Raw genomic sequence first — 18,661 nt, 5'->3', positions numbered from 1 at the left:
TCTCGGGTATTAGAAAAGAAACTCGCTCATGCCCAGCGTATTCTATCTAGACGTACAAAAGGCGGAGCGAATTGGCATAAACAGCGAATGAAAGTCGCTCGTATTCATGAATGAATCAAAAATGCAAGAAGGGATTACTTGCAAAAACTCTCTACAAGGATCATCAAAAACCACGATGTGATTGGGATAGAAGATTTGCAAGTATCGAGTATGTTACAGAATCACAAACTAGCGAAAGCGATTCAAGAAGTATCATGGTCACAATTCAAAGCGATGTTGTTGTATAAGGCATGCTGGTATGGGAAACAAGTGATTGTGGTGTCAAAAACATTCGCTAGTTCCCAAACCTGTTCGCATTGCGACTACAAAAATAAAGATGTGAAAAGCCTGAACCTGCGTGAATGGAAGTGTCCTTCTTGTGGTATGTATCATGATAGAGATGTGAATGCAGCGGAAAATCTGAGAAAAGAGGCCATAAGGCTCCTAACCGTAGGGATTACGGGGATTGCCTACTCATAAAACTTAGGGATACCTTAGTGTTCGTAGGAATCCCCCACTTCAAACAGCTCGTTAGAGTGTTAAGTGGGGGTAGTTCAAATATAAGTATAGTATTACATAGTCTCGCTAATTTTAGTTTCACTTTGAGTATTAGGAGAAATTCTTTTCTTAACTTTAAAGTGATAGTACGTGTAGCAAAAGATGATAAATGGTACAGTGCAATAGATTCCAAGTCGTTGTTCAGGGATAAAGATGAGACTGATTAATATAATGCCATACAATCCAAAACCAAGAATTGGTACAAGTGGATAAAGTGGAGTTTTAAATTTTAAGTCTTCTAATCTTCCACCGTCTGCTAAATAATGTTTACGGAAAAAGAATTGAGAGACACAAATTGACATCCAAACAATGATTGTAATAACTCCAGAAATTGAAATTAACCATAAGTAAACTGTTTCAGCAGCTACAACGCTTGTTAAAAGAGAAAAAGCAGAAATAGAAATTGTCAAAATTAAAGCGTTTAGAGGTATTCCTCGTGATGATAATTTCTTTAAAAAGGAAGGAGCCATTTCATTTTACAAGCTTACGTTCACTTCGCTTACGTCTTTGGGATGAAAAAAATAACAATTTTATTAGCTTTAAAGAAGCAAAAATATAATTAAAAATAATGTTTATGTTCGGGTGAAATCTGAACTATAATTTTATTTAAATAATAGTTTTTATGAGGGGAGTTCAAATCCTAATTGGAGTTGAATGACAGCCATAGTTTAATTTTCAATACTTCGCTGTACCATTATTGTATAATATCAGGATTTATATTCAATTATATTTTTTTAGCTTTACATGCATTGAATAAAACAATAAATAAAATTCAACAAGTGATGAGAAGGTATCATTGTTTGTTGAATTTTGTTGTTTATAAAACAGATATTTTAAAGGTCTCCCCACAGGAGGAAAAACTTTTTCTTCCTGTGGGGAGATTTCCTATTGTAAATAGTAAAAAATCTACCAATCACGGTTTTGATTATTAGAATATTTTAAGGACAATATATATTAAACCATATAATAATAAAAGTCCTAAAATATCTATAAATAAATATTTAATAGTTATTGGTTTGAAAATTAAAGTCTTTATAAATAATAAACTAGCCATAATGTATAGTATACTTTGTTCTTTAAAGAAAACATATAAAGAAACTGCTATTGCAATAATACAAATACTAATAGTTTTATCTGTATTGTTAGCATCACTTCTAAACATTTTTCCACCGCCTTTTGAATTTTTTGGAAAAAAAGTAAAAAAATTATTGATTTCTATAATTTTTACTGTAATATATATTATATACAGAAAATTAAGAAAAATGAAGGTGTAAAAATGTTAAAAAAACTACCTAAAGTTTTAACTGTATTCACTTTACTAACGACAAGTTCCCTTATTTCTATCAATCAATTTGCAAAAGCTGATGAAACGGAACAAATAAATATTATAGAAGAAAACGATTTATCTACATTGATCTATTCAGGTTCAGAAGAAAATGCTCCCTTATTTAAACCAAGTATTCCTCAAGTACAAACTGACAAAGATTCTCCACAAAGAGTTGTGATTAATGACGGTAGTTATAATTGGAGATATTTAAATACATATTATGAAAGTAATGTGTTTTCCAATACGGCTACTAGTTGGTTGATAACAGCTGCTAGTGGTGGAATTGCAGGTTGGGCCGCTAAATTTTTTGTTAAAGAAGTATGGAGAGGTGTTGTAGGTTCTATAATTGGTAAAGCTGCTTCAGATTTAAAGGTAGGTACAAATTATTGGTGGACAGTAAAAAAATATGTAGACAAAGATGCTTATAATGTTTATGTAAAATATGATATTAAAATTTATTCTAATTCAAGTAGAACGAAATTAGTAAAATCATATATTCAAGTTCATAAAGTTTAAAGCTACATTTAAGAAACAACAAAAAAATGAAAAAACAAGAACTTCCTCAATGAAATTGAGGAAGCTCTTGTTTTTTCATATATAATAGCTGTACTAGTTCTAGACGGTTTCCTAGATGGTTTCGAAAAAACAGTCTCATAATCTAAGATAAATTATGAGAATTTACGATATTGGTATGCAAAATATGATATTCTTCGTCACTTTAATTATAAGATAGATTTTTCGTTTGTTTTAGAGGAATTGAAAGATACATATTTTCTGGATAATGTTCGAATGAAGTACCTCCTGTCCAAATATTTATTATTAAATCTATTAAACATACTAATGTGCTTTTGCTTTCATCTGATTTGAACCGCCTTAATCGTAATAATATGTAATGTAGTATTACATAGTCTCGCTAATTTTAGTTTCACTTTGAGTGTTAGTAGCAATTCTTTTCTTAACTTTAAAGTGATAGTATGTATAGCAAAAGATGATAAATGGTACAGTGCAATAGATTCCAAGTCGTTGTTCAGGGATAAAGATAAGACTAATTAATATAATGCCATACAATCCAAAACCAAGAATTGGTACAAGTGGATAAAGTGGTGTTTTAAATTTTAAGTCTTCTAATCTTCCACCGTCTGCTAAATAATGTTTACGGAAAAAGAATTGAGAGACACAAATTGACATCCAAACAATGATTGTAATGACGCCAGAAATGGAAATTAACCATAAGTAAACTGTTTCAGCAGCTACAACGCTTGTTAAAAGAGAAAAAGCAGAAATAGAAATTGTCAAAATTAAAGCGTTTAGAGGTATTCCTCGTGATGATAATTTCTTTAAAAAGGCAGGGGCCATTTCATTTTTTGATAATGACCAAAGCATGCGAGTTGCGGCATACAGTCCAGAGTTTGCGACAGAAAGAACAGCAGTAAGAATAACAAAGTTCATAATATCAGCTGCATATGGAATACCGATATTATCAAATACAGCAACGAATGGACTTTTTGTTAATCCTGCTTCTTCCCAAGGAATTAAAGCAACAAGAACAAAAATTGCTAAGACGAAGAAAAACATTGTGCGCCATATAATATTTCTAATAGAACGAGGTAAAGTTTTTGCTGGATCTTCACTTTCACCTGCTGCGATTCCGACAAGTTCTGTACCTTGGAAGGAATAATTGACAGTAACCATTGTTAATAGTATTGCTGCAAGGCTATTTGGGAATAAACCGCCATGATTTACAAAATTTGATAATAACGGGGCTGGTTCGTCACCTTTTAAATCAATAAAACCGAACATAGCGGCGCCACCAAGGATAATAAAAGCTATAATGGCAGATACTTTTATACTTGAAAACCAAAATTCTGTTTCTGCATAACTACGAGCAGATAATGCGTTAATAGTGAAGATTGTAACGCCAAATATTAAACACCAAACCCAGACGGGAATATCAGGAAACCAGCGCTGCATTGTAATGCCGGCAGTTGTAAATTCAAGACCGGTCGTATTCGCCCAGCTTAACCAATATAACCATCCGATCGTAAAGCCAGTTGCAGGATTGATGAACTTAGTGGCATATTCTTGGAAGGAACCTGAAACAGGCATAGCTACAGCAAGTTCACCAAGACAAAGCATAACGAAATACATTAATAATCCACCAGCCATAAAGGCAAGTACGGATCCACCAGGTCCAGCTTGACTTATAATAAAGCCAGATCCGTTAAATAACCCCGTTCCAATCACACCACCGAGTGCAATCATGAATAAGTGTCTACTTTTCATCGTACGTTTTAATTCATTGTTTGTATTGCTTACTTGCGACATTGTTTTCCTCACTTTCGTAGTTGATAGATTAAAGTTTGATATTTTTCCGTATTGTGGAATGTATTCCGTGATGTGAAATCTTGCTATAATTTTCAGATAATTAAAAAGAAAAGTCAATATTTTTTTGTTTACGCTTTCAAATTATTATTGGCGACATATTTTGTTTTTAGAAAATTGAATAAATAGATTGATTTCATTTTGAATTTTTGTTAAATTGATAGGTAATTGAGCGTACTAACATATTACAAGTCAAGTTGAGGTGAGTTATGGTACAGTCCATTGATCGAGCGATAAGTATTATAAAGTTGTTAAATTCTACTAATGAAAAAGAGTATTGGGCTATTTCTGATATTGCGGACAGAACACATCTTCCAGTTAGTACAGTACATAGATTACTTAATTCTCTAATCGAGCATGGGTTAGTTACGCAAATTTCAGAAACGAAACAGTACAAAATTGGGCCAATGTGGATGGAAATAGGATTACGTCAATTGGAGAAAGTAGATTACAGATCTGTAGCCAGAGAAGTGATGAAACGGTTAGCCTCTGAAGTGGAAGAAAGTGTGTATTTAAACATTCCAAATGGAACGCATTCTATTATCATTGAAAGAATTGATAGCCCTTTAAAAATTCGAGTTATCGATAACTTAGGGGAACAGATTCCACTTTCAATTGGTGCTGCAAATAAAACGATGCTTGCCAATATGAAAACGAATGAAATGGAACATATTGTAGAACATTTACTTTCTTCTTTACCAGAACAAAAGCGTATTCTTTTAGAGCAAATAAAACAAATAAGAAATGAAGGATATGCGGTAAGTTATGGTGAAAAAACAGAAGGGACGGCTTCAGTAGCAGCACCGATTATCGGATTTAATCATAAAGTAGTAGGAGCATTAAGTGTTGGGTTAATTAGTCATCGCATTAATGATGATCGACTATCTTTTCTTATTAGTAAGGTAAAACAAGCAGCTCATGAAATATCAATAAAAATCGGCAGTACATCAGAACTATAATTTTGATAACTGCCGTCATTTTTTATTCATATACTGGAATTCATTTTCATAATGCGGAAAAATAGGGGGATTTATATGTCAAAGTGGCAATCAAAAGAACAATTGATTCAATTATTAAGCGGTCTCGTTGAAATTCCTAGTATTACAGGTACAGAAGCTGAAGTTATATTGCCAGATTTTGTTGTGGCACAATTATCTGATTTACAGTACTTCAAAGAAAACCCGCATCATTTGCAAAAAAATCCGACAGGAGACGGACGATATTTTGTTACAGCCCTCGTAAAGAAAAGCGATAGTACAAAAAATACAGTAATTCTAGTTAGTCACTTTGATGTTGTAGATGTACAAGATTACGGAGTGTGGAAAGAAGATGCATTCAATCCTAAAAAGTTAACGTCTATGTTTTATTCTCATAAAGATGAACTACCAGATCATGTACGTGAGGATATAGAACAAGGAGATTGGTTATTTGGTAGAGGAACAATGGACATGAAATGCGGCCTTGCGTTACAAATGGCGATGATTGAGCAAGCTTGTGAAGGAAGATTTGACGGGAATGTTCTTTTATTAGCTGTTCCAGATGAAGAAGTGAACTCTGTAGGGATGAGAGCTGCTGTTCCAAGGTTACTAGAGTTAGCAAGAGAACATAACTTGGATTATAAAACGGTATTAAATTCAGAGCCTATGTTTTCACGACACCCCGGTGACCAAAATAAGTATATTTATACTGGTACTATTGGTAAAGTGTTACCTGGATTTCTTTGCTACGGAAAAGAGACACATGTAGGTGAACCTTTTGCAGGATTAAATGGGAGTTATATGGCTGCGTTATTAACGGCTGAATTAGAGTTGAACACAGATCTTTGTGATATTGTAGAAGGGGAAGCGAGTCCTCCGCCAACTAATTTACTTCAACGGGATTTAAAGGAGGATTATTCTGTACAAATTCCGCATCGTGCAGTCACATTATTCAATTTGTTTTTATTAGAAAAAACGATGACAGAAGTTGTTTCATTGTTACGTCAAAAAGTAACGAAAGTAGCAGAGAAAATAGAAGAATCATATGAAAAGCAAGCATATCGTTTTTCTAAATATAATCCGTTTATACCCCCTAATATGAAAGTAAATGTTTTAACGTATGAAGAGCTTTTAGTTTATGCAATTGAACAACATGGGCAAGAGAAAATAGATGATATTCAATCTAGCATTATAAAAAATAGAGAAGATAAAGATGATCGTGCGGTAACAATTGATTTAGTAGATAAATTAGCTATTTTATGTAAAGAAAAGGCGCCGATGATTGTACTTTTCTTTGCTCCACCATATTATCCAGCTGTAAGTTCACGCAACAATCCGTTAATTAAAGAAGTAGTTGCAGAAATGGAAAAGTATGCCCACTTTAATCATAACATCACATTTGAAAACCAAAACTATTTTGGAGGAATTTCAGATTTGAGTTATGTGGGCTTACAAAACCCACTAGATTCAATGAGTTCACTTGTAGACAATATGCCATTATGGGATAAAGGTTATTCGATTCCGCTTCAGGAATTAGAAAAGTTTGACGTTCCAGTATTAAATATGGGGCCGGTAGGAAAAGATGCCCATCAATGGACAGAACGTTTAGATGTAAATTACGCATTTGAAACGCTATTAGATATGTTACCGAAATGCATTGAAAAATTACTTATTTCTAATAAAATTCCACAATCAAAGTAGGGAATAAGGAAGGGATAAAACTAAAATCTCAAAAGAAGATATAAATAAAATTATCTCAGTATAACCAAAAGAACGGACAAACTCAAGTATATATGAGTTTGTCCGTTTATCATTTAGTGAAAGCGAGCGAGTATGTAATCCACCATTTTCTAATTAAATTCATAGCTAATGTGATCTCTTATATAGTTTTACTTTTTAGTTTGACCAGATAGTTCAATAGACTTTTGCGTACAACGCTGCATAGCGGAAATAATTGCAGTTCGTAAGCCTTTTTCCTCCAATGTTGCTACAGCCTCTATCGTTGTTCCACCAGGAGAACATACCATATCTTTCAATTCACCTGGATGCATTCCTGTTTCTAGTACCATTTTAGCAGAGCCTAATACAGCTTGAGCTGCGAATTTATATGCTTGGTTTCTTGGCATACCGTCTAGTACAGCAGCATCTGCCATCGCCTCTATAATCATATATACGTATGCTGGTGAAGAACCACTTACTGATGTAACAACATCCATTAATTTTTCACTTACGATCTCTGCTTGACCAAAGCTATTGAAAATGTTTAGCACATCTTCTAAATCTTTTTCTGTCACCATTTCATTTGGGCATAATGCAGACATTCCTTCTCCAACAAGAGCAGGGGTATTAGGCATTACTCGTATAACTTTTAATTTTTTATCAAAAGATTCTTCTGTACTTTTGATGCTTTTTCCAGCAGCAATCGTTACGACGATAACATCGTTTTTGATTACTTCTTTTATTTCGTTAATGATTGATGCGTATAGGTCTGGTTTAATTGATAAAATTAAAATATCAGCATTTTTAGCTACTTTATTGTTGTCAGTAGTTGTAGTGATCCCATACTTTTCGTTAGCGTGTTTTAAATTCGTAGTGTTTAAATCCGAACAAATAACATGATTTGCAGACACTATCTTTTTGTTTAGCATCCCGCCAATGATAGCCATCCCCATATTTCCGCATCCGATGAATCCAATTTGTTTGTCCATAATTACTCAATCTTGCTCCTTTTATAATAAATTATATCATTTTGAAATTGTTATCTTAAAATAACAATAACATCACCATGCAATATAAAGAAACATTCTAAGAGAATATATTCCTTTTTGCAACAGTAAAAGATAAAAATCAATTACATTCAACATTCTGTAAATATATACACTATCATGTAATGTTTTATATTTCTGTATATGAGTTACACTTATATCGATTTGTATTTTCATTCATTAGGGCGAAATTTTCATACAAGTACCATGCCGCTCTATGTATTTTTAAAAATACCACTTGACACCAAATGGAACTATATCGCATAATATAAAAAATTAAACCGAAAATCGTTGAAGGGAAATAGTACATATGTCTTCTTGCGAAAGAGAGTGGAATTCACCGGCTGAAAGATTCCTCGTATAGAATATATCGAACCTATCCCTGAGTCTTAAATGAAAGTTTAGGCGTTCGCCTGCGTTATAGGCGCCAAGTGGATATCTATGTATATCAATTAAGGTGGTACCGCGGAACAATGACCGTTTCGTCCTTTTTATTTTATTAAGGGCGAAGCGGTCATTTTTATTTTGCTCTTTAATAGGCTAGATGCAGCATTGGTGAGAATAGAAGTCGCTGCAAGCCGAATGAATAAAAGTGAAATTTATAAAAAACTTTGATTTTAGACTTGGGGGATACAAAAGTGAAAAAACAACGAATTGTTGTAAAGATTGGGAGCAGTTCCTTGGCAGATAGTCACGGAGGCATTTCTAAAGAACAACTTTCAGATCACGTTGCCGCATTGGCTCGATTGAAAGAGGAAGGGCATGAAGTTTTGTTAATTACATCTGGGGCTGTCGCTGCAGGTTTTTCTGCTCTAGGGTATCCTAGCAGACCTGTGACAATTAAAGGAAAACAGGCTGCTGCAGCTGTTGGACAAAGTTTGTTAATGCAGGCGTACACGGAGGAATTTCGTAAATATGGCATCGTTACTGCGCAATTATTGCTGACGAGAAGTGATTTTTCTAGAAAAGAACAATATAGTAATGCTTACGCTACTTTAGGAGAGTTACTAAATCGTTCTGCTCTTCCAATCATTAATGAAAATGATTCCATCTCATTAGAGGAGCTGACGTTTGGTGATAACGATATGCTGTCAGCTTTAGTAAGCGGGCTCGTTTCGGCGGATATGCTAATGATTTTTACGGATGTGAACGGTTTATACGACAAAAATCCTCAGAAAAATGCGGATGCGAAAAAGTATTATTTCCTTCCTGAAGTTACAGAAGAAATCGCTTCTCTTGCAGGAGATGCTGGGTCCAAACTTGGGACTGGCGGTATGAAATCAAAAATTGATGCTGCGAAGACGGCACTTTCTCTGGGCGTGAGTGTATTTATCGGAACAGGGCGTGGACAAGAGAAATTTGTAGATGTTTTAAAGGGCAAAGGTGATGGAACGTATGTGGGAAGTGCTCCTCAAAAAGAAATGAAGATGAACAAGCAATGGATCGCTTTGCATTCGCTTGTTAGCGGACAAATTGAAGTAGACGCTGGAGCAGCTACTGCTATCATTCAGCATGGTAAGAGTCTTCTTCCTGCTGGCGTTACAAATGTGTCAGGATTTTTCAAAGTTGGCGATGTCGTAGAAGTTATGACGCAACAAGGGCGCGTCATTGGAAAAGGGCAATGCACATATAGTGCTGAGGAACTAAGAGATGTAAAAGGTATGCAAAGCCAAGAAATTCAAGCAAGAGGCGATAGGCATAATTATGAAGTCATCCATAGAGATTATTGGGTTTCACTTTAAGTATAGTGATGTTAAAAAGGAGGAAATAAAAATGAATGAAGTGTTGTCAAAGGGGAAAAAAGCGAAAGAAATTGCTAGAGAACTTGTACTAAAATCTACAAATCAAAAAAATGAAGCACTTGCTGCTATTGCGGATCAGTTAAGAGTAGAAGTAGCTTATATTTTAGAGGAAAACAAACGGGATTTAGAAGAAGGTAAGGCAAAAGGATTTTCTGATTCACTTCTAGATCGTCTAATGTTGGATGAACAGCGTATTATTGATATGGCAGAGGGGATTAAGCAGTTAATTGAATTACGTGATCCTGTTGGAGAATGTGTAAGTGAATGGGAGCGACCAAATGGATTATTTATTCAGGAGATGCGTGTACCACTTGGTGTTGTTGGGATGATTTACGAGGCTAGGCCGAATGTAACAGTAGATGCTGCTACAATTTGTTTGAAAACAGGAAACGCAGTTATATTACGTGGTAGTTCTTCTGCTATCAATTCTAACAAAGCCATCGTTGCTGTTATTCACCGAGCGCTCAAACAAACAAGCTTGCCTCAAGAAAGTGTACAGCTTATAGAAGATACAACGCGGGATAGCGCAAAGCAGTTGTTTACATTAAATGATTACCTAGATGTTCTTATTCCAAGAGGTGGCAAACAATTAATTGATACTGTAGTGAGGGAAGCGTCTGTTCCAGTACTTGAAACGGGTGCAGGAAATTGTCATATTTTCATTGATGAAACAGCGGATAAGCAAATGGCAGTTGATATTATTATAAATGCAAAAACGCAGCGTCCATCTGTATGTAATGCAATTGAAACGATTATACTTCATGAGAAGTGGGCGCAGCAATTTGGTAGCGAATTGTTTTCATCTTTGAAGGAAAAAGGCGTGGAGTTACGCGGTGATCAAAAAGCACTGGCAATTGATTCTTCAATTGTACTTGCTTCAGAAGAAGATTGGGGTACAGAATTTTTATCACTCACGCTGGCAGTGAAAGTAGTTTCTTCTATAGAAGAAGCGATTCATCACATAAATACGTATGGATCTATGCATTCTGAAGCAATTATTACAGAGGACGAGGAAAACGTCGGTAAATTCTTCACAACTGTTGATGCGGCTGCACTGTATCATAATGCATCAACTCGTTTTACTGATGGATCTGAATTCGGATTCGGCGCAGAAATTGGTATCAGTACACAAAAGCTACACGTAAGGGGACCAATGGGACTTCCTGCATTAACTTCTACAAAATATGTGATTCGTGGAAATGGTCAGGTTCGATAATAATAAAAGACACTCAATTCGCTTGGGTGTCTTTTATTTATTTACCATACAAATAGCCCAACAAGCATAGCGCTTAATAAGGAAACTGCCATCCCGCTAACAAGAAGCTTCCAAACATTTTTACCAATTATGGCTGACTTTTCTCCGCCAAATAATGAATTGTAAGTTCCATAAATCATGCCTACTGTACTAAAGTTAGCAAAAGAAGCTAGAAATGTAGTTGCAACCGCAATCGTATGTGGTTGTAACGACTTTAGATTCGATTTTAAATCCATCATGGCAACAAATTCATTCGTCGTTATTTTGATTCCCATTAATTCAGCTACATACATAGCATCATTACCTGATAAGCCGAGTAAGAAAGCAAAGGGACTAAAGATAATGGAGAAGATTTTTTGTATTGTTAAACCTGTTACGACAAAGCTTAATAGCCCATTTAAACAGGCAGTTAATGCTACATAACCAATTACCATAGCTAAAATAACGATAACCATATTCATCCCGACTAACATACTGTTTGAAATAGTAGAAAAGAAATCCTTTTTTTCATCTTTTGAAGGTGTATATACGACATCTTCTTCTTTCGTAACTTCCACAGGATTTAATACATTGGCCAAAATTAATGCGTTAATACAGTTTAAAGGGATAGCACTGAAAATATATGTTGCCGGAACCATTGATAAATAAGCGCCAAGAATGGATCCGCTAACGCTACTCATACTCATAATTCCAAAGGTTAATAAACGATTTTCTTTTAAAACAGATAATTGATCACGAACAACGGCAAGTGCTTCAGTGTTTCCTAAAAACATCATTTGAATCGAAAAGAAACTTTCTAACTTTGGTAAACGAGAAATCTTTGAAATAACTGCACCTACTTTATCAATAATCCAAGTTAAGATTCCAAAATAAGAAAGAATATCAAAGAACGTGATAACGAAAATGATAGGAAGTAAAGCACTAAAGAAGAAATCAACGGTTTGATTTTCCATAGCGGAAGGAAATGCAAACCGAATACCTTCATTGGCACATGATAGTAGCCAACTGAAAAATGACGCAATTTTATTAATGATAATACTGCCCAGCTTCGTGCCTAACATAAACCATGTAATAAAGAGCTCCAATATGATTAGAATAACGATTGGTCTCCATTTTATTTGTTTTTTATTAGGCGAACATAGGAAAACGAATAAGATTACAATGAAAATCCCTAACATATTTAATATGAAATGCATCTCAACAACTCCTTGAGAGTTATTATTTGTATATAAAAAAGCTCCTATTCTTCCTAATTTAGATTACAACGAAAAGTTATGAAGAATGTAAATGATGTTAGGGATTCATTCATATTATTTTTAAATACTAAAAAGAACTCATAGCAAACAAGCAGGTAGAATTGAAAGTTTTTCAAGTAACGAGTAGAAGAGGGAAACTAATAACTATATCCATTTTTAAATTGTTTAGGTGAAACACCTGTATGTTTTTTAAAGACTTTTGTAAAATGGCTCTGGTCATGGAAATTTAATAGTGTAGAAATTTCGGATATAGAATGTTTTGTGTAGGTCATTAAACTTTTTGATTCATCAATTTTAGCACGCTGTATATATTCGCCTAGTGACATTCCAATTTCTTTTTTGAAAAGAGAAGATAGATAACTAGGATTTAATCCGACTATATGTGCAAGGTGAGATAGTGTAATTTCCTCGTAAAGATGAGTAAATATATAATTTTGACATACGTTTATAGGTTTTGAGTGTTTTTGCATTGTTCCATTCTTTACTCGTTCTGAGAACTCAAGTAAAGCAGTCTCCAAAAATGGAAAAATGGCTTCACTTTTATTTATTTCTTCGAGTTTTTGAATAAATAAATCACTGAGTGTATATGCGATTTCAGGAAATAGTCCACCATCTATAGCTGATCTTGTCGCAAGTGTAATTGCTGCGATGGCAGAGTTTTTCTGGCTGCGCAAGTGACTTGTTTTTGACAACACCCCAAGATCTCCTGATTCAGGTAGACTCCTTAAATTTTTAATTAAATCATCTTTTTTTCCCTGCTTAATACATTCAAATATTTTTCTTTCAGCCTGAGGGTCAATATGAGTTAATGTACTTTGACGTTGCGCCGATATATGTATATCGGGTTGTTCAATTTCAAATTCTGTCTTTTTTATCATTATATTTTTTTGGAGAATATCAGCAATGTCTAATTTTTGTTGATACAACATGTAATATAAAATCATACTTACATTTATAAAATTCAAATTGCTTAAAACGGGGAGGGATTGATAATATTGAACCATTTCCTCCGTGTTTATTTTTAGATGAAGATCGTTTATGAGACCTTTAATGGAGGGTTCTGATAGTTTGGAATAAAGTACGGGTCCAACGATAATGTTCCCACTAAGTTGATCATTCAAGCATAAGTTAATGGAGAAAAAATTTTCAAGAAAAGAAGTCTCTTCTAGTACTGGAAAATTATAAGCGGAATTTTCTTTGAATAGTTGATTACATAACTGCTCTTTTGAAGAATAGAAAGGGTGCTGCTGAAAATTAGGCGAGATTTCAAATGCCAAATTGCCTTTGTTATCAATAAAAAAGATAGGGATTTTATGTATGTCAAAGACTAACTTACAAATATAATATAGATCTTCTAGTTTGGAGCAATTCATGATTTTAACCTCTATTCTATAAAAAATTAGCCAGTGTGAGTGCGGATAGTCATAAATAATTAACTAAAATTTTTACAAGTATTCTAAAGAATATACCATAATATCTAAAAAATAATAACTATAATAACATTAAGAAAGCGTTTACTTAATTATTTTTTAGGGGGCTATCTATTATGAAAAGAGATATTAAGAGAATTATTTCACAAATGACATTAGAAGAGAAGGCAAGTCTATGTTCTGGATTAGACTTTTGGAATACAAAAGGAATTGAGAGATTAGGGATTCCTTCCATTATGGTAACTGACGGACCACATGGTCTTAGAAAACAAGCAGAGGGAGCAGATCACTTAGGGATTTATAACAGTATCCCATCAACTTGTTTCCCATCGGCAGTAGGGTTAGCAAGTACATGGAATAAAGAGTTAATCAATCAAGTAGGGGTTGCATTAGGAGAAGAATGCCAGGCTGAAAATGTAGGGGCTCTTCTTGGTCCAGGTGCAAATATAAAACGTTCGCCACTATGTGGAAGAAACTTCGAATATTTTTCAGAAGATCCATATTTATCATCACAAATGGCTGCAAACCATGTTAAAGGTGTACAAAGTCAAGGGGTTGGAACATCATTAAAACATTTCGCTGCTAATAACCAGGAGCATCGCAGAATGTCTATAGATGCAATTGTTGATGAAAGAACATTGCGTGAAATTTATCTTGCTAGTTTTGAAGATGTTATTAAGGAAGCACAGCCTTGGACAGTAATGAGTGCTTACAACAAAATAAATGGAGAATACGCTTCGGAAAATACGTATTTATTAAATGATATTTTAAAAGATGAATGGGGATTTGAAGGCTTTGTCGTATCCGATTGGGGCGCAGTAAATGAGCGTGTTGCAAGTTTAGCGAACGGTTTGGAGTTAGAAATGCCTTCAAGCTTTGGGATTGGTGAGAAGAAAATTATTGATGCAGTTAACGGTGGTGAGTTATCTGAAGAAAAGCTTGATCAATCAGTAGAGCGTCTTCTTAACGTTATTTTTAAAGCCGTGGATAACCAATTAGAAAATGCTGTGTATAGTAAGGAAGCGCATCATCAGCTTGCAAGAGAAGTTGCAAGTGAAAGTATGGTGATGTTACAAAATGAAGATTCCATCCTTCCGTTGAAAAAAGAAGGAACAGTAGCAGTTATTGGCGAGTTTGCAAAGCAACCACGTTATCAAGGCGGCGGAAGCTCTCATATTAATCCAACAAAGCTTGAAAGTATTTTTGAAGAAATTGAAATGGTATCAGGTGAAAAAACGAATATTTTATTTGCACAAGGCTATGACCTTGCAAGTGATGATGTGGATGAAAACATGATTAATGAAGCGAAAAGAGTAGCAGAGAGTGCAGATACAGCTGTTCTTTTCGTTGGACTTCCAGATCGTTATGAATCAGAAGGATTTGATCGAAAACATTTACAAATGCCAAAAAATCACGTGCAATTAATTGAGGCTATCGCTGAAGTACAAAATAATATTGTTATAGTCTTAAGTAACGGCGCACCAATTGAAATGCCATGGATAGGCAAAGTAAAAGGAATACTTGAAGGCTATTTAGGCGGGCAAGCGTTAGGCGGAGCGATTGCTGATATATTATTTGGGGACGCGAACCCAAGTGGGAAACTAGCAGAAACATTCCCGAAAGTGTTAAGTGATAACCCATCTTACTTAAACTTCCCTGGTGAAGGTGACAAAGTGGAATATAAAGAAGGTGTGTTCGTGGGCTATCGTTATTACGATAAGAAAAAGATTGAACCATTGTTCCCATTTGGGTTTGGATTAAGCTATACGAATTTTGAATATAGTAATCTTTCAATCGATAAGAAAGAAATAAAAGATACGGATACGGTTTCTGTTCGTGTAAACGTGAAAAATACTGGTAGTATAGCAGGGAAAGAAATTGTTCAGCTGTATATAAAAGATGTTGAAAGCAGTATGATTCGTCCTGAAAAAGAATTAAAAGGGTTTGAAAAAGTAGAATTGCAACCGGGAGAAGAAAAAACGGTTAGTTTTATTCTAAATAAAAGATCATTTGCTTATTACAATGTTGAATGGAAGGACTGGCAAGTTGAAACTGGTGAATTCGAAATTTTAGTAGGGAAATCTTCAAAAGAGATTGTTTTACATGATAGCATTTTTGTTCAATCAACAACTATAATTCAAAAACCTGTCCATCGTAATACGTTACTAGGGGAAATATTTATGGACCCAATCTTAGCGCCAATCGCAAAAGAACTAATGGAGAAAGCATTAAAAGATAGCCCGTTTAGTAGTATGGCTGAAGGGGATAGTGATGCCTCTGAAATGATGGAGGCTATGCTGAACTATATGCCGTTACGAGCGTTAGTGAACTTTAGCGCCGGTGCTTTTACAGAAGAAATGTTAGGTGAAATCATTGGGCTATTAAACGATGCGCAAATGAATCAATAAGTAACGTAAAAAAACGCAGTTTGCAACTAAACTGCGTTTTTTCCGTTCTATAAATTTTTGGAATTCTAAAAAAATAGAAGGTATAATTCTATAAATATAGAATCTAATACGTAGTAAAATAAGGAGGCGATAAAATGGAAGTCTTTCACGTAACGAGTAGAAAGAGGGAAACGTACAATGTTCAAATAAAGTATTCGATACTTTTCGAATGTGCACTAGGTATTGCGGCAATTACTCATAAAAGGTTAATCGATACTCTTGAAAAGAGTCAAAATGAATGGGAAGAAATTAAGGAATCATTAACAGAAGAAATGAGAGAGCACCTACAGTTTGTAGAAGAACATAATACGTGGAAAGCATTGCTTCAGTTATTGTATGAAGGAGAGTTTCAGGATCTATCACAGTTTCATGCTACAATCGATTCGCTTTCAGAAGAAGATTTGAAGTATATATGTTTACCGTTTTTAGGCGAGAAGTATGAAGAGAAAAGACATTTAGCAGCAAGTGGAGATGTAACTGCAACACATGAACTAATGGAACTGACAAATGATCATCAGTTTTTCTCCGCGTATATTCGTTTTATATGTGATGTTCATGTACAAGTGCTGAAATCCCATTTAATCGCTGTTATGACAGGATGGTATGAGAGTGTTATTCAGAAAGAGGAAGAGCAAATACTATCTATATTAAAACGAGATTATGAAGCGAAAAATGAAATGAATAAAAAGATGAAACCAGAGGAGTTTGTCGAGTGGGCGACCGGTGGTGTGAACTATATGCCAGAGCCAAGTGTTCATTACGTACTTCTTATCCCGCAAATGATATACAGACCGTGGAATATTGAGGCGGATATTGAAGATACGAAAGTATTTCATTACTCAGTCGCAAACGAAAGTATCCATCCTGAAGATCTGTATGAACCGAATTATTTTTTAGTTCAAAAACATAAAGCACTTGGGGATGAAGCGAGATTACGCATTGTAAAAATGTTGTTCGAAAAAGAACGAACATTGCAGGAAATTACAGAAAGACTGCAACTCGGTAAATCGACTGTACACCATCATTTGAAATTGTTGCGTGCAGCGAAGTTAGTTGATATACATGACGGGAGATATGTATTAAGAAAGAAAGCAGTACAGTCGTTAGCGAAAGAATTAGATGCGTTTTTAAATAGATAATATGCAACTAGAATGTACATAAAGGGAGGAATTTAAGAGAAAAGTTGGTGTATGAAATTGAAAAATGTGTTGAAAAATCGTTCGTTTTTTTTCATGTGGATTGGTAGCGCGATTTCAGAATTGGGCGGGGCTTTTGGAACGTTATGTAATTCAATTCTTGTTTACGAATTAACAGGGTCAAAAACAGCATTAAGTAGTATGTGGTTACTATATTTTATCCCATCGCTCATACTGCAACTTATAAGTGGTCCATTTATTGATAAATGGAGCCGGAAGTGGATTATGATATTTTCGCAATGGGTACGAGCTTCGGCTTTCTTACTACCGTTAGTGATGTTACTTACTAGTAGTATAGAAGTTTGGCATGTGTATGTCGTACAAATTATAATCGGGCTTATTACGCCGCTGTATACACCTGCAAGTCAAGCGATTACACCGAGCATTGTAAGTGAAGAACAACTTCAAGACGCAAATGCATATATTGATGGGATGGCTCGACTTATGATGTTTCTTGGACCAATATTAGGCGGAGTGGCCATTCATTTGATGGGAGTAGAACTTACACTATCTTTCGTATGTATTTGTCTATTTGTTAGTGGCACTTTTTTACTTTATATAAAAGAAAAGAGAACAACACAATCCATTCGGAAAACGTGGCTAGAACAGTTTCTTCACGGTTTTACATATTTTTTCACAAAACCAGTTATCGTTTGGCTCGGTATCTTTCTTACTTTCGTGCAATTTGGGGTGGGGGTAACGCTGGTTACAAACCTTCCTTATATAAAAGATGAGCTGTCAGCAGGGTATGCGGAGTTTGGTTATTTTATGGCTGGTTTCCCGTTTGGCTATGTAATTGGATCTATACTAGTCGGAAAAGTAACATATAAAAGCCGGCGTATACTTATGCTTGGTGGATTGTTTATAGGAGGACTCACATACATTTCTCTAGGGTTCAATCATAGTATAGTAATTGCGGTGTTCATTGAAGTAGTTGCAGGCATTTGTATTTCATTTTTCAATGTTCATAACACAACAATTTGCCAACAAACAGTACCAAACAATATGATAGGACAAATATTTTCAGTGCGTTTATTTTTCATACGATCCGCTATGCCGTTAGGTGTGTTATTAGGAGGCATACTAAGTGAAGTGTGGGGAATAAGAGCACTATACTTTATTATCGGTGCGATTATATGTGTTACTTCTTTAATAGGATTATTCCTTCCATATTTCAAATTTTTAGATGAAGCTGTTGAAGAGAAAACAGCATAATTCAAACAATTA

The 18,661-nt window shown here is 34.7% G+C and carries 12 protein-coding genes, 3 pseudogenes and 1 other annotated feature; of the genes and pseudogenes, 10 read left to right on the top strand and 5 right to left on the bottom strand.

What is annotated here, in order from left to right; genetic code table 11:
* Window positions 1-519 (top strand): annotated as a pseudogene (locus MR113_RS17985) (RNA-guided endonuclease TnpB family protein); the annotation flags it as partial.
* 92 nt (window positions 520-611) lie between these two features.
* On the opposite strand, the pseudogene MR113_RS17980 reads toward MR113_RS17985, so the two are convergent.
* Window positions 612-1,073, bottom strand: a pseudogene (locus MR113_RS17980) (amino acid permease); the annotation flags it as partial.
* Window positions 1,074-1,075: 2 nt separating this feature from the next.
* Here MR113_RS17980 and MR113_RS17975 point away from each other — a divergent pair.
* Together MR113_RS17975 and MR113_RS17970 are read left to right on the top strand one after the other, a co-directional pair.
* Window positions 1,076-1,197: pseudogene (locus tag MR113_RS17975) on the top strand (fatty acid desaturase); the annotation flags it as partial.
* 676 nt (window positions 1,198-1,873) lie between these two features.
* Complete coding sequence (locus MR113_RS17970; protein ID WP_242255917.1) at window positions 1,874-2,440, top strand: hypothetical protein; 567 nt, start codon at window positions 1,874-1,876, stop codon at window positions 2,438-2,440.
* A 384-nt stretch (window positions 2,441-2,824) separates the two neighbouring features.
* Here the strand turns inward: MR113_RS17970 and MR113_RS17965 are convergent, their stop codons facing one another.
* On the bottom strand, window positions 2,825-4,249 hold the full coding sequence (locus tag MR113_RS17965; protein ID WP_242255916.1) for an amino acid permease: 1,425 nt from the start codon (window positions 4,247-4,249) through the stop codon (window positions 2,825-2,827).
* A gap of 266 nt (window positions 4,250-4,515) precedes the next feature.
* Between MR113_RS17965 and MR113_RS17960 the strand changes: the two genes are divergently transcribed.
* Both MR113_RS17960 and MR113_RS17955 read left to right on the top strand, forming a co-directional pair.
* Complete coding sequence (locus MR113_RS17960; protein WP_063259450.1) at window positions 4,516-5,265, top strand: IclR family transcriptional regulator; 750 nt, start codon at window positions 4,516-4,518, stop codon at window positions 5,263-5,265.
* 51 nt (window positions 5,266-5,316) lie between these two features.
* Window positions 5,317-6,984, top strand: coding sequence for a M20/M25/M40 family metallo-hydrolase (locus tag MR113_RS17955; RefSeq protein ID WP_242255915.1), 1,668 nt, complete (start codon window positions 5,317-5,319; stop codon window positions 6,982-6,984).
* Between the two features lie 188 nt (window positions 6,985-7,172).
* On the opposite strand, the gene proC is transcribed toward MR113_RS17955, so the two are convergent.
* Window positions 7,173-7,991 carry a pyrroline-5-carboxylate reductase gene (proC, locus tag MR113_RS17950; protein ID WP_242255914.1) on the bottom strand — a complete coding sequence of 273 codons (819 nt, stop codon included), beginning with the start codon at window positions 7,989-7,991 and terminating at the stop codon, window positions 7,173-7,175.
* A 339-nt stretch (window positions 7,992-8,330) separates the two neighbouring features.
* Window positions 8,331-8,541 (top strand) — a binding site (T-box leader).
* Window positions 8,542-8,686: 145 nt separating this feature from the next.
* Between proC and proB the strand changes: the two genes are divergently transcribed.
* Both proB and MR113_RS17940 read left to right on the top strand, forming a co-directional pair.
* The gene (gene proB / locus MR113_RS17945; protein WP_242255913.1) at window positions 8,687-9,790 is read left to right on the top strand and encodes a glutamate 5-kinase; all 1,104 of its coding nucleotides are present in this window, start codon (window positions 8,687-8,689) and stop codon (window positions 9,788-9,790) included.
* Window positions 9,791-9,821: 31 nt separating this feature from the next.
* The gene (locus tag MR113_RS17940) at window positions 9,822-11,066 is read left to right on the top strand and encodes a glutamate-5-semialdehyde dehydrogenase (RefSeq protein ID WP_242255912.1); all 1,245 of its coding nucleotides are present in this window, start codon (window positions 9,822-9,824) and stop codon (window positions 11,064-11,066) included.
* 41 nt (window positions 11,067-11,107) lie between these two features.
* On the opposite strand, the gene MR113_RS17935 is transcribed toward MR113_RS17940, so the two are convergent.
* Window positions 11,108-12,301 (bottom strand): NupC/NupG family nucleoside CNT transporter, encoded by a 1,194-nt coding sequence (locus tag MR113_RS17935; protein WP_242255910.1) that lies wholly within the window; start codon window positions 12,299-12,301, stop codon window positions 11,108-11,110.
* A gap of 197 nt (window positions 12,302-12,498) precedes the next feature.
* Window positions 12,499-13,734 (bottom strand): helix-turn-helix domain-containing protein, encoded by a 1,236-nt coding sequence (locus tag MR113_RS17930; RefSeq protein ID WP_242255909.1) that lies wholly within the window; start codon window positions 13,732-13,734, stop codon window positions 12,499-12,501.
* Window positions 13,735-13,907: 173 nt separating this feature from the next.
* On the opposite strand from MR113_RS17930, the gene MR113_RS17925 reads away from it, so the two are divergent.
* The 3 genes from MR113_RS17925 (at window position 13,908) to MR113_RS17915 (ending at window position 18,649) form a co-directional block, all read left to right on the top strand.
* A complete protein-coding gene (locus MR113_RS17925; RefSeq protein WP_242255908.1) occupies window positions 13,908-16,199 on the top strand; it encodes a glycoside hydrolase family 3 C-terminal domain-containing protein in 2,292 nt (763 codons plus the stop codon).
* Between the two features lie 134 nt (window positions 16,200-16,333).
* The gene (locus MR113_RS17920) at window positions 16,334-17,377 is read left to right on the top strand and encodes an ArsR/SmtB family transcription factor (protein ID WP_242255907.1); all 1,044 of its coding nucleotides are present in this window, start codon (window positions 16,334-16,336) and stop codon (window positions 17,375-17,377) included.
* A 51-nt stretch (window positions 17,378-17,428) separates the two neighbouring features.
* Entirely contained in the window at window positions 17,429-18,649 is a 1,221-nt protein-coding gene (locus MR113_RS17915) for an MFS transporter (protein ID WP_242255906.1), read from the top strand.
* Window positions 18,650-18,661: the final 12 nt, after the last annotated feature.

It is taken from the genome of Bacillus cereus group sp. BfR-BA-01379, assembly GCF_022663605.1.
GTDB classification, from domain to species: domain Bacteria; phylum Bacillota; class Bacilli; order Bacillales; family Bacillaceae_G; genus Bacillus_A; species Bacillus_A mobilis.
This window is presented reverse-complemented; position numbering and strand designations above follow the sequence as displayed.

Bases quoted from the DNA above. Each gene is read 5' to 3' on its own strand.
- MR113_RS17970 (WP_242255917.1), top strand. From the start codon at position 1,874: ATGTTAAAAAAACTACCTAAAGTTTTAACTGTATTCACTTTACTAACG.
- MR113_RS17965 (WP_242255916.1), bottom strand. From the start codon at position 4,249: ATGTCGCAAGTAAGCAATACAAACAATGAATTAAAACGTACGATGAAA.
- MR113_RS17960 (WP_063259450.1), top strand. From the start codon at position 4,516: ATGGTACAGTCCATTGATCGAGCGATAAGTATTATAAAGTTGTTAAAT.
- MR113_RS17955 (WP_242255915.1), top strand. From the start codon at position 5,317: ATGCGGAAAAATAGGGGGATTTATATGTCAAAGTGGCAATCAAAAGAA.
- proC (WP_242255914.1), bottom strand. From the start codon at position 7,991: ATGGACAAACAAATTGGATTCATCGGATGCGGAAATATGGGGATGGCT.
- MR113_RS17940 (WP_242255912.1), top strand. From the start codon at position 9,822: ATGAATGAAGTGTTGTCAAAGGGGAAAAAAGCGAAAGAAATTGCTAGA.
- MR113_RS17935 (WP_242255910.1), bottom strand. From the start codon at position 12,301: ATGCATTTCATATTAAATATGTTAGGGATTTTCATTGTAATCTTATTC.
- MR113_RS17930 (WP_242255909.1), bottom strand. From the start codon at position 13,734: ATGAATTGCTCCAAACTAGAAGATCTATATTATATTTGTAAGTTAGTC.
- MR113_RS17925 (WP_242255908.1), top strand. From the start codon at position 13,908: ATGAAAAGAGATATTAAGAGAATTATTTCACAAATGACATTAGAAGAG.
- MR113_RS17920 (WP_242255907.1), top strand. From the start codon at position 16,334: ATGGAAGTCTTTCACGTAACGAGTAGAAAGAGGGAAACGTACAATGTT.
- MR113_RS17915 (WP_242255906.1), top strand. From the start codon at position 17,429: ATGAAATTGAAAAATGTGTTGAAAAATCGTTCGTTTTTTTTCATGTGG.